This window comes from Nocardia inohanensis NBRC 100128 (genome assembly GCF_001612945.1).
In the GTDB taxonomy this organism is placed as follows: Bacteria; Actinomycetota; Actinomycetes; order Mycobacteriales; family Mycobacteriaceae; genus Nocardia; species Nocardia inohanensis.
Genome location: NZ_BDBK01000019.1, coordinates 77378 through 88949 on the forward strand (window position 1 = coordinate 77378; position 11572 = coordinate 88949).

9 protein-coding genes are annotated in these 11572 nt (G+C 69.0%); 6 read left to right on the plus strand and 3 right to left on the minus strand.

What is annotated here, in order from left to right; genetic code table 11:
• Nucleotides 1–405 precede the first annotated feature (405 nt).
• The 4 genes from NI1_RS34840 to NI1_RS34855 all read left to right on the plus strand — a co-directional run bounded on the left by NI1_RS34840 (nucleotide 406) and on the right by NI1_RS34855 (nucleotide 6016).
• Entirely contained in the window at nucleotides 406–1563 is a 1158-nt protein-coding gene (locus NI1_RS34840) for a polyprenyl synthetase family protein (RefSeq protein ID WP_084524221.1), read from the plus strand.
• Nucleotides 1564–1659: 96 nt separating this feature from the next.
• A complete protein-coding gene (crtI, locus tag NI1_RS34845) occupies nucleotides 1660–3210 on the plus strand; it encodes a phytoene desaturase family protein (protein WP_067830088.1) in 1551 nt (516 codons plus the stop codon).
• A 131-nt stretch (nucleotides 3211–3341) separates the two neighbouring features.
• Nucleotides 3342–4985, plus strand: a complete 1644-nt coding sequence (locus NI1_RS34850; protein ID WP_245663562.1) for an alpha-(1->6)-mannopyranosyltransferase A — start codon at nucleotides 3342–3344, stop codon at nucleotides 4983–4985.
• Nucleotides 4982–6016, plus strand: coding sequence for a phytoene/squalene synthase family protein (locus tag NI1_RS34855; protein WP_084524197.1), 1035 nt, complete (start codon nucleotides 4982–4984; stop codon nucleotides 6014–6016). The genes NI1_RS34850 and NI1_RS34855 overlap by 4 nt, the downstream gene beginning before the upstream one ends.
• 41 nt (nucleotides 6017–6057) lie before the next feature.
• Here the strand turns inward: NI1_RS34855 and NI1_RS34860 are convergent, their stop codons facing one another.
• Nucleotides 6058–6426 (minus strand): Rv2175c family DNA-binding protein, encoded by a 369-nt coding sequence (locus NI1_RS34860; protein WP_067830090.1) that lies wholly within the window; start codon nucleotides 6424–6426, stop codon nucleotides 6058–6060.
• A gap of 120 nt (nucleotides 6427–6546) precedes the next feature.
• On the opposite strand from NI1_RS34860, the gene NI1_RS34865 reads away from it, so the two are divergent.
• Entirely contained in the window at nucleotides 6547–8583 is a 2037-nt protein-coding gene (locus NI1_RS34865) for a Stk1 family PASTA domain-containing Ser/Thr kinase (RefSeq protein WP_084524198.1), read from the plus strand.
• A 69-nt stretch (nucleotides 8584–8652) separates the two neighbouring features.
• On the opposite strand, the gene NI1_RS34870 is transcribed toward NI1_RS34865, so the two are convergent.
• Nucleotides 8653–10041: a class II 3-deoxy-7-phosphoheptulonate synthase gene (locus NI1_RS34870; RefSeq protein ID WP_067830418.1), complete on the minus strand. Its 1389-nt coding sequence runs from the start codon at nucleotides 10039–10041 to the stop codon at nucleotides 8653–8655.
• A gap of 195 nt (nucleotides 10042–10236) precedes the next feature.
• Here NI1_RS34870 and NI1_RS34875 point away from each other — a divergent pair, with 195 nt between their 5' ends.
• A complete protein-coding gene (locus NI1_RS34875) occupies nucleotides 10237–10734 on the plus strand; it encodes a polyadenylate-specific 3'-exoribonuclease AS (RefSeq protein ID WP_067830095.1) in 498 nt (165 codons plus the stop codon).
• 74 nt (nucleotides 10735–10808) lie between these two features.
• On the opposite strand, the gene NI1_RS34880 is transcribed toward NI1_RS34875, so the two are convergent.
• Nucleotides 10809–11534 (minus strand): lysophospholipid acyltransferase family protein, encoded by a 726-nt coding sequence (locus tag NI1_RS34880; RefSeq protein ID WP_067830098.1) that lies wholly within the window; start codon nucleotides 11532–11534, stop codon nucleotides 10809–10811.
• Nucleotides 11535–11572: the final 38 nt, after the last annotated feature.

Sequence of the window (11572 nt, forward strand, 5' to 3'; positions counted from 1 at the left end):
CCGGGCCGCGCCGACCCGCGCCGGGCATTCGGCAGCATCCAACTCGCCGACCGGGTCCAGCCTGCACGACGGCGAGCGCTCGGTGCTCGGCACCGCGCTGCCCGGCTACCGAGATGCGCAGACCTCCCGCGACCACCGAGATGCGCAGGCCCCACGACAACCGAGATCCGCAGCCCCCGCGACCACCGAGATCCGCAGCCCCACGACAACCGAGATCCGCAGCCCCCGCGACCACCGAGATGCGCAGACCCTCGCAGCCACTGAGATTGCGCGGACGGAGAGCCACGTCGCGGCTCGTCGCGTCATGCACCCGGCCGCCCCGCGGAACGCGCCCGCAGGGCGGCGGTGCTGTTGTGCGACCGATGCGGTGCGGGGACCGGGCGCTCGGTACAGTCGGCGGCGGGGATTCGTCGGCGTCGCGCGGGGAGCGCGGCCACAGCTCAGGAGGTTCCTCTGTCCGCCGGACCTGGTACTCCGACCCGCACTCCGGTCGGCGCGGGATCAGTCGTCGCCGCCGTGGAGGAACGGCTCACGGGGTTCTTCGTCTCCCGCAAGGAGATCGTGGAGCCGCTCGGGCCGGTGTTCGTGGACGCCGCGCAAGCCCTGGAGGATTTCGTGCTGCGCGGCGGGAAGCGGACGCGGCCCGCCTTCGCGTGGACCGGCTGGCTGGGCGCGGGGCGCGATGCGGAGGAGGCCGAGGCCGATGCGGTGCTGACCGCCTGTTCGGCCCTCGAACTGGTGCAGGCGTGCGCGCTGATCCACGACGACATCATCGATTCCTCGCGCACCCGGCGCGGATTCCCGACCGTGCACGTGGATTACGAAGGGCGGCACCGCGATCAGGGCTGGGCGGGTGATTCCGCTCACTACGGCGAGAGCGTCGCCGTGCTGATCGGCGACCTGGCGCTGGCCTGGGCCGACGATATGGTGCGCGACGCGGGGCTGCCCGCCGCCGCGGCCGCGCGCTTCGCCCCGGTGTGGGCGGGCATGCGCACCGAGGTGCTCGGCGGCCAGCTGCTGGACATCTACGGCGAGGTCAGCGGCGACGAGACGGTGGCGGCGGCGCTGCGCATCAACCGCTACAAAACCGCCGCGTACACCATCGAACGGCCGCTGCACATGGGCGCCGCGCTGGCCGGAGCCGACGCCGACCTGATCGCCGCCTACCGCGAATTCGGCACCGATATCGGTATCGCCTTCCAGCTCCGCGACGACCTGCTCGGCGTCTTCGGCGACCCCGCCATCACCGGCAAACCCTCCGGCGACGACCTGCGCGAAGGCAAGCGCACCGTCCTCATCGCCGAAGCCCTGCACCGCGCCGACCAGGTGAATCCGGCGGCCGCCACCCTCATCCGCACCAGCCTCGGCACCGACGTGACCCCGGACCGGGTCACCGAATTGCGTGGCGTCCTCACCGAATTGGGCGCCGTCGACGCCGTCGAACAACGCATCACCAGCCTCACCGAACAGGCCCTCACCGCCCTGGACGCCAGCACCGCCACCGGCGACGCCAAACGACAACTCCGTGCGATGGCGCTGGCCGCCACCGCACGCGCCTACTGATACCGTCCAGCCGCCCCGGCGCGTGTCCGCCGCAGCCGGATCGGCGCACCGGCGCACGACAGAGACCGCGGACAGCGGCAGGAAGGCTGACACGGCATGAAAACGGTTGCGGGAGCGACGGATCGGGTCGTGGTGGTCGGGGCCGGGTTGTCCGGGCTGGCGGCCGCACTGCATCTGGTGGGCGCGGGGCGGCAGGTGACCGTGCTCGAGCGCGACGATCGACCGGGCGGCCGGGTCGGGTCCTATCGCGGGCCTGACTATGAGATCGATTCCGGGGCAACGATTCTGACCATACCCGGCCTGATCGACGAGGCGCTGGCCGCTGTCGGGCAGACGCGCGAAGGCGTCGGGCTGCGGATCATCGAGATGGAGCCCGCGTATCGGGCGCGGTTCGCCGACGGCGGCGAGGTGGGGGTCTACTCGGATCCGAAGGCCATGGCGGACGAGGTGGCGCGGGTGCGGGATGCCGGTGCGGCGCAACGGTATCGGCGACTGCGGGGGTGGCTGAGCGGAGTGTACGAGGCCGAGTTCGGGCAGTTCATGGACACCAATTTCGATTCGCCCCTCGACATGGTGCGCTACCCGGCCAAGCGGCGGGCGCTGCTGAAGCTGGTGCGACTGCGGGCTTTCGGGCGGCTCGGACCGCGGGTGCGCAAGATCATGGGCGATGAGCAGTTGGCTCGGCTGTTCAGTTTCCAGGCGCTGTTCGCGGGAACCTCGCCGGATCAGGCCTTGGCGGTCTACGGGGCGATTCCCTATATGGATACCTGCCTGGGCGTTTCGTACCCGGAGGGCGGGATGCGGGCGATCGCCACGGCCATGGCGAAGGCGTTCACGGATGCGGGCGGCACGCTCGAACTGGGGACCGAGGTCACCGGGATCGAGTACGACGGCGCGCGGGCGACCGCCGTGCACACCGCCGACGGGCGGGCGCTGCGGTGCGATGCACTGGTGGTGACGGCCGATATCGGCTCGCTGCGCCGCTTCGGGCTGCGTCGCCGCCGCCGGTTGCGCGCATCCCCCTCGGCAGTGGTCGCGCACGGCACGGTGCCCGCGGATGTGGCGGCGAACTGGCCGGTGCAGGCCCATCACACCATCGACTTCGGGCACGAGTGGACCCGGACTTTCGCCGAGATCGCGGCCCGGCGCGGCCGCGGGAAGCTGATGAGCGATCCGTCGCTGTTGCTGACCCGGCCGGCGCTGACCGACCCGAACCTGTACATCGACCGCACCGAACCGCATATCGACGCGACCGGTCGGTTGGGCGAGACGCGCAGATACGAACCGTTCTCCCTGCTGGCCCCCTGCCCGAATCTGGATGCGGCGCCGCTGGACTGGGACCGGCTCACACCCCACTACCTGCGCGAACTCCTGGAAACCCTGGAAAACCGCGGCTACCAAGGCATTTCGCAAGCCTTCACCATCGACCACATCGACACCCCGCGCACCTGGGCGCGCAAGGGCATGCTCGCGGGCACGCCGTTCTCCGCCGCCCACCTGTTCCGTCAGACCGGTCCGTTCCGTACCCGGAACCTGGTGCGCGGCCGCGAAAACGTCGTGCTGGCCGGCTCCGGAACCGTCCCCGGCGTAGGCGTTCCGACGGTGCTACTCTCCGGAAAACTCGCTGCGGCGCGGATCACGGGGTGATCTCCGACATGCCCGGACCCGATCACCCCGCACCGGGGCGGTAGCACCGGCGGTGAAGCACTAGACTGACCGGCGTCCTGAATCCAACGCGCGCAGCCGCCGCCGACCTTTCCGGGGGGAACGACCGCCTTATGCCGACCCCCGATATGGACGCCGCCATCGCCCCGGACGCCACCCGCGCCCGCGAGGCCGCGGCGGCGCACCCGGACGATCACCTGGCCGCGCCGCACTGGTTGCGCAATGCCGCCGACTTCGCCCGCAGCCCGGAAGGGCACGCCGCCGCGCTCGGATTCTTCGGCGCCATGCTGATCACCTTCGGCGGCTTCGGCGCGGGCAGCCTGCGCCGCACCGATCCGCTGCTGGAGGCCGCGCACCTGTCGTGGCTGCGCTTCGGGCACGGCTACGTGCTGTCCACGGTGTTCGTCTGGATCGGCGTCATCGCCATGATCACCGCGTGGGTGCGGTTGGGGCGCATCGTCATCGGCAATCAGCCGGGCGCGACGGTCAGCCTGAACGAGCTGCGCGCCATCGTCGGCATCTGGATCTTCCCGCTGCTGTTCGCGGTCCCCATGTTCAGCCGCGACGCCTACTCGTATCTGGCGCAGGGCGCGCTGCTGCGCGACGGCTTCAACCCGTACCTGGTCGGGCCGGTGCAGAACCCCGGTGTGCTGCTGGACAATGTGAGCCCGGTCTGGACCACCACCACCGCCCCCTACGGGCCGATCTTCCTGCTCATGGCGCGCGGCATCACCACCATCACCGGTGACAACGTGGTGGCGGGGACCATAGCGCTGCGGCTGGTCATGCTGCCGGGCCTGGCGCTGATGCTCTGGGCGGTACCGCATCTGACCAAACACCTCGGCGGCAAGCCGACCGTGGCGGTGTGGCTGGCGGTGCTCAATCCGCTGGTGCTGATCCATCTCATCGGCGGCGTGCACAACGAGATGCTGATGGTCGGGCTGATGACCGCGGGCATCGCGCTGGTGCTGGAGCACCATCACGCGGCGGGCATCGTGGTGGTGGCGATCGGCGTGGCGGTGAAGGCGACCGCGGGCGTGGCGCTGCCATTCCTGGTGTGGATCTGGATGATTCACGAACGCGAACGCCGGGCCGCGCAGAACGAGGGCGAACTGCCGCATCCGGTGCGGACTTTCGCCAAGATCAGCGGGCTGGGCGTGGCGGTGTTCGTGCTGGTGTTCACCGTCGCCACCTGGCTGACCGGGCTGGGGCGCGACGGGGTCGGCTGGCTGACCGCGCTGTCGGGGTCGAAGAAGATCATCAACTGGCTGTCGCTGCCGACCGTGCTGGCGCACATGGTCACCTGGGTGACGCCGCTGCGGCTGGAATCGGTGCTGTCGGTGACCCGGACCATCTGCGCGATCGCCATGGTCGCGGTGCTGGTGTGGGCGTGGTGGCGGTTCAAGAGCACCGAACGCGAAGCGGTGATGGGCATCCTGGTCGCCTTCGTCGCGATCGTCATCCTCTCCCCCGCCGCGCTGCCCTGGTACTACTCGTGGCCGCTCGCCCTCGCCGCCGGATTCGCGCTGTCCACCGGGACATTGCAATGGCTGGTCGGCGTGTGTACCTGGCTCATGCTGGTGTTCCAGCCCGACGGGTCCATCGGCCTGTACAGCTTCCTGCACGTCGCCCTGGCCACCTTCGCGGCCGTGGTGGCGGCGCTGTCGCTCAAGAACGCGGACCCGTTGAAGCTGAGCGCCCACCACCCGCATCGCGAGGCCGCGCGGATCGACGGCGGCCACGCCACCACGACATGACCAACGCGGAATTCGGGCACCACGACCGGAATGCCGGGCTAGGGCAAGCACATCCGCATCTGCGTGCGGTGGACGGTGGCCCGGCCGCATCCGAGGACGAGGCGCGGCTGGCTCGCGCCTATCGGGACTGCCGCCGGATCGCCGCCGCGCACGGGCGGACGTATTTCCTGGCCACGCGGCTGCTGGAAGCAGAGCGAAGACCGGCAGTGCACGCGCTGTACGCGTTCGCGCGCATGGTGGACGACATCGTGGACGCCGCCGACGCGCCCACCCGTGCCGCGGAATCGGCACGGTCGCTGGACCGGATCGAATACGAGCTACGCGGGCGGCTGGCGCAGGCTCCGGTGGATACTCCGGCGACCGACGAAGACCGCATCCTGCTCGCCGTCTCCGACACCATCCGCCGCTATGGCATTGCGCCCGAACACTTCTGGGTGTTCCTCGACTCCATGCGCATGGACATCCCCGGCGGACCGCAATACCGCGACCGCTACCCGTCCATGGACGCTCTGCGCGAATACATGCGCGGTTCGGCCGCCGCCATCGGCCTGCAATTGCTTCCGGTGCTCGGCACCGTGGTCCCCCGCGCCGAAGCCGAACCCGCGGCCGCCGCGCTCGGTGAAGCCTTCCAGCTCACCAATTTCCTGCGCGATATCGCCGAAGACCTGGACCGCGGCCGCGTCTACCTGCCCGCGGACGAACTGGCCGCCTTCGACGTGGACGCCGGACTCCTGCTGCACTGCCGCGAAACCGGCCGCACCGACCAGCGCGTGCGCCGGGCCCTCGCCCACCTGATCGCCGTCAACCGCGGCGTCTACCGCCGCGCCACCCCCGGCATCGATCTGCTGTCCGCGCGAGTCCGCCCCGGCATCCGCACCGCCGCCACCCTCTACAGCGGCATCCTCGACGAAATCGAACGCACCGACTACGCCGTCTTCACCCGCCGCGCCGTGGTCCCCCGCCACCGCCGAATCCGGGTCGCCGCAAAGGAATTCGCCGCCTCCCGCCCCCTGCGGCGCACATACCGATAGTTCCCCGGCACCTCAGCGCCGGGGAACGGTGAATCGTCGGCTCAGAACGGATCCGCGGCGGCGCGGCGGATGACCTCGCGCGCCAGGGGCCCGTGCAGGGCATCGATGGGGCGACCCGGCAGCGAGTCGTCCTCCTTGTAGATCCATTCCAGGATCTCTTCGTCGGTGTATTTACCGTCACGCATGACGGTGATCAGCGGGGTCACATGCTTGGCGACCGCCCCGGTGGAGTCGAAGAACTCCTTGGGGACGCCGGCGATGCCGTCGCGGCGGACCGCGAGGATCTGGTGGTCACGCAGCATCTGGTGCACCCGGGTGACCACCATGCCCAGCTGTTCTGCCACGTCGGGCAGCGGGATCAGGGTCACCGAAGCCGGCAGGACGTCTTCGCTGCAAGGAAAGGCACTCACCCCGATAACGGTAGTCGGTCGCGTCGCCACGGCCGCATCACACCCCGACGCGACTACCATCGGGTGAGCCGCACCGGGCGGCAGGCAACGTGGAAGGGCAATAGTCAGTTGATCGGCGAGATGCTGGAAGGGCGCTACCGCATCGACGCGCCGATCGCGCGTGGCGGTATGTCCATGGTGTTCCGAGGGGTCGACACCCGCTTGGACCGACCGGTCGCTATCAAGGTGATGGATCCGAAGTTCGCATCCGATCCGCAATTCCTGACGCGATTCGAGCTCGAGGCGCGCGCGGTCGCCAAGCTCAAACACCCCTCGCTGGTCGCGGTGTACGACCAGGGCGTGGACGGCGACCACCCGTTCCTGATCATGGAATTGGTCGAGGGCGGCACCCTGCGCGAGCTGCTGCGCGAACGCGGGCCGATGCCGCCGCACGCGGTGCGCGCGGTTGCCGAACCGGTGCTGCAAGCCATCGGCGTGGCGCACGCCTCCGGGCTGGTGCATCGCGATATCAAGCCCGAGAACGTCCTCATCTCCGACTCCGGCGAAGTCAAGATCGCCGACTTCGGCCTGGTGCGCGCGGTCGCGGAGGCCAAGATCACCGCCGACAGCGTGATACTGGGCACCGCCGCCTACCTCTCGCCCGAACAGGTCACCACCGGCGATGCCGACGCGCGCAGCGACGTCTACTCGGCGGGCATTCTCATCTTCGAAATGCTCACCGGGCGTACCCCTTTCACCGGCGACAATTCGCTCTCGATCGCCTTGCAGCGGACCGAGAAGGATGTGCCCAGCCCGAGCCGGTTCATCGGCGGCGTACCGCCGGAGATCGACGAACTGGTCGCGCACGCCACCGCCCGCGAACCCTCGCATCGCTTCTCGAACGCAACCGAGATGGCGGGCGAGCTACGCCGGATCGCCCGCGACCTCCAGCTACCCGAATACCGGGTGCCCGCGCCGCAGGAATCGGCCGAACATCTCAGCTCGCGCTACCGGGTCGGCGGTCCGACTCCGCAAATGCCCGCCCGCGCCCCGCACACTCCCGGCCCGGTCCGGCATGCCCCCGCCGCCCGGCACGCGCCGGCCGGTGCGCGGCACGCCCCGGCCGGCGCGGCCGATATGACTACCAAGCTGCCGGTGGATCCGCCCACCGAATTCGTGCAGCCGCCGCATCAGCAGACCAGAGTCATGACGGCCGCACGGGAATTGGCGCCCGATTACGCGCCGTCCGCCGCGCCCCCCGATCAGCCTTCCGGCCGTGGCGATTTCATCGAGGATCGCGGCAGATCTCGGCGGCGAGTGATGATCTGGCTCGGCATCGTGATCACCCTGGCGCTGCTGCTCGGCATCGGCGGCTGGTGGCTCGGGGTGGGGCGCTACGACGCGGTGCCGTCCATCGCGGGCATGGATCAGCAGAAGGCGGTCAGCACCCTGCAATCCGCCGGCTTCGAGACCGAGATCCGCAACAAGGCTTCCGACACCGTTCCGCAGGGCAATGTGGTCGGCACCGATCCGTCCGCCGGCAGCAAGGTGCTCAAGGGCGCGACCATCGCGGTGCTGGTCTCCAGCGGTAAACCGAAGGTCCCCGATGTGCAGGCCGGGCAGTCCGTGGACGCGGTCAACAAGGCCATTCGCGAGGCCGGACTGACCCCCGTGGACGGCGGCGAGGTCGGCAGTACCGCACCCAAAGGCAGTGTGGCCAAAGTGGATCCGGGCCCCGGCACCGTACTGCCCGCCAACGCGCAGGTGAAGGTCTACAAGAGCAAGGGATCCCAGCCGGTCAAGGTGCCCAATGTGAGCGGCAAGACCGAGGAAGAAGCGCGGACCGCCCTTCAGAAGGCCGGGCTCACGGTCAGCTCCACCCGCAGCGAATACGACGGCAAGGTGAAGTCCGGCCAGGTCATCGGCACCGATCCGGCCTCCGGGGCGACCGTGGATTCCGGCAACGGCGTGGTGCTGATCGTCAACAACGCGCTGGAGATGCCCTCGGTGCTGGGCAACAGCGTCTCGACCGCGCGCTCCAAACTGGAGGGGATGGGTTTGACGGTCACGGTGCGGCAGTTGGCCGCCAACGACTCGTCGATCGTCATCTCGCAGAGCGTCGCGCCCAACGCGAGTGTGGAACCGGGGGCGACCATCACCCTCGTGGCGTTGCCTTGATCCCATAGGAACACCGGAAACGCGAACGGCCCGATCGGATTCCGATCGGGCCGTACTCGTGTGCGGAACTCAGCGCAGCATCTCGGCGACCAGGAAGGCCAGCTCCAGGGACTGCTGGGTGTTCAGGCGCGGATCGCAGGCGGTCTCGTAGCGCTCCTCGAGATTCAGATCCGAGATGTCCTGGGCGCCACCGAGGCATTCGGTGACGTTCTCACCGGTGAGCTCGATGTGCAGGCCGCCCGGGTGGGTGCCCAGCGCGTGATGCACCTCGAAGAAGCCCTGCACCTCGTCCACGATGCGATCGAAGTGCCGGGTCTTGTAACCGGTCGACGCCTCGTGCGTGTTGCCGTGCATGGGATCGCACTGCCAGATCACCTGATGACCGGTGGCCTGCACCTTCTCGATGATGGCGGGCAGCACATCGCGCACCTTGCCATTGCCCATGCGCGCGACCAGGGTCAGGCGGCCGGGCTCATTGTTCGGGTCCAGCCGCTCCACGTACTCCACCGCCATCTCCGGCGTGGTGGTGGGGCCGATCTTCAAGCCGATCGGGTTGGCGAGCAGTTCGGCGAAGGCGATGTGCGCGCCGTCGAGCCCGCGGGTGCGCTCACCGATCCACAGGAAGTGCGCCGACAGGTCGTAGAGCGACGGCTCACCGGTGACCGGATGCTCGGCCAGGCGCAGCATGGCGCGTTCGTAATCCAGCACCAGCGCTTCATGACTGGCGTACAGCCGCGCGCTGGACAGGTTCGGGTCGTTCACCCGGCAGGCGTTCATGAACGCCAGCGCGCGATCGATCTCGGTGGCCATCGCCTCGTAGCGGGCGCCGGCCGGGGACTGGGCGACGAATTCGCGATTCCAGTCGTGCACCTTGTGCAGGTCGGCCATGCCGGCGGAGGTCAGCGCGCGCACCAGGTTCATCGCGGCCGAGGCATTGGCGTAGGCGCGGACCAGGCGCGACGGATCGTGCTCGCGCAGACCGGCTTCGGCGACCAGCGAGTTCACCATGTCGCCGCGGTAGGACTTGAGGCCCAGCGCGTCAGTGTCGGCGGAGCGCGGCTTGGCGTACTGGCCGGCGATGCGCGCGACCTTGACCACCGGCAGGCTGGCGCCGTAGGTGAGCACCACGGCCATCTGCAACAGGGTGCGGATATTGCCGCGGATATGCGGTTCGGTGTTGTCGGCGAAGGTCTCCGCGCAATCGCCGCCCTGCATGAGGAAAGCCTCGCCGCGCGCGACCTCGGCCAGGCGTAGCTTGAGCTCCTCGACCTCGGCGGGCACGCAGATGGGCGGCACGGATTCCAGCACGGTGCGCATCTTGGCGGCCTGCTCGGGATCCCACGACGGCTGCTGTAAGGCCGGACGGGCCAGGGCGTCATCCAGCCGGCGACGCAGCTCGGCGGGCAACGGGGGCAGCTCGGGCAAGCGATCGATCGGTACGTCGACGGTCCAGTTCACCCGTTCAGAATACGGACCGCTCGCGGTGACTTGGACCACCCCCAGGGCTGGGATCGATCACACCATGCCGGATGGTCTGCGCCTGCCGGGCGGGGCGGCGGGGCGGTTGCCTAGGGTGGGACATCGGACGATCCGCGCAGATCGTCGGGGAGCGTCGATGACAGAGGTCAGCGGCAACGAACTGAGGAGAGACCAATCCGGTATTTTTACGACTCGGAATTCATCGAGGACGGGGTCACCATCGATCTGGTGTCGATCGCCGTCGTCTGTGAGGACGGGCGCGAATACTATGCCGTCTCCAACGAATTCGATGCGTCGAAGGCCGGACCTTTCGTTCGCCGGAACGTGCTGCCGAAGCTGCCGCCGCCCGCCTCGCCGCTGTGGAAGAGCCGGGAGAAGATCCGGGAGGAGCTGTACAAGTTCCTGGTGCCGCGGACGGGGGTGGAACCCGAACTGTGGGCCTGGGTGGGCGCTTACGACCACGTCGCCCTGTGCCAGCTGTGGGGGTCGATGGTGGATCTGCCGAATGCGTTGCCGCGCTACACCAATGAGCTGCGCCAGCATTGGGATCAGCACGGACGGCCCGCGCTGCCGCCGGTGCCGAAGGACGCGCACGACGCGCTGGCCGATGCCCGGCACAATCTCGCCAAGTTCGAGGCCATCGAGGCGCATCGGCGGATGAAGGCTTTCTGACGCTCCGCTGAAACGCGAGAACCCCGGGAATCGCTCCCGGGGTTCTTTTCGATCGTGTTCCGCCAGGCGGAGACTCAGCCGGCCATGGTCTGCGGGACGCGGTCGGCATCGGGACGCGAACCCGACGGCACGCCTTCCTTCAGGCTGGCGGCGTAGACGTCCACGTACTCCTGCCCGGCCATGGTCATGAGTTCGTACATGATCTCGTCGGTGACTGCGCGCTCGACGAAACGGTTGCCGCCCATGCCTTCGTAGCGCGAGAAGTCGATCGGCTTACCGAACTTCACGGTCACCTTGCGCGGCCGCCAGCGGAACGGTCCGGGCGGGCAGACCTGGTCGGTGCCGATCAGCGCCACCGGGATCACCGGGACGCCGGTCTCCAGAGCGAGGCGGGCCACACCGGTCTTGCCCTTGTACAGGCGGCCGTCCGGGGAGCGGGTGCCCTCCGGGTACAACCCGACCAGGCGGCCCTCCTCCAGCAGCTTGCGCGCGGTGTTCAGCGCACCCTCGGCAGCGCTCGCGCCGGAGCGGTCGATCGGGTACTGGCCGGTGCCGGAGAAGAAGAACTTCTGCAACCGCCCCTTGAGGCCGGGGGTGGTGAAGTACTCGGCCTTGGCCAGGTAGGTGATGCGCCGGGGACTGGCAAGCGGGGTGAACAGCCAGTCCGTGAAGCTCAGGTGATTACCGGCGAGAATCGCCGCACCATCGGCCGGTATGTTCTCGATGCCTTCGACCTTGGGCCGGTTCAGCAACTGGATCAGCGGTCCCACGAAGACGAACTTCAGCAGCCAGTAGAACATTGCGTCCTTTCCCCTTTTTCGATACCCGGGACCGGCCT

What these genes read in the sequence shown, in the direction of transcription:
- crtI (WP_067830088.1), top strand. Translation starts at nt 1,660, where the DNA reads ATGAAAACGGTTGCGGGAGCGACGGATCGGGTCGTGGTGGTCGGGGCC.
- NI1_RS34850 (WP_245663562.1), top strand. Translation starts at nt 3,342, where the DNA reads ATGCCGACCCCCGATATGGACGCCGCCATCGCCCCGGACGCCACCCGC.
- NI1_RS34855 (WP_084524197.1), top strand. Translation starts at nt 4,982, where the DNA reads ATGACCAACGCGGAATTCGGGCACCACGACCGGAATGCCGGGCTAGGG.
- NI1_RS34865 (WP_084524198.1), top strand. Translation starts at nt 6,547, where the DNA reads ATGCTGGAAGGGCGCTACCGCATCGACGCGCCGATCGCGCGTGGCGGT.
- NI1_RS34880 (WP_067830098.1), bottom strand. Translation starts at nt 11,534, where the DNA reads ATGTTCTACTGGCTGCTGAAGTTCGTCTTCGTGGGACCGCTGATCCAG.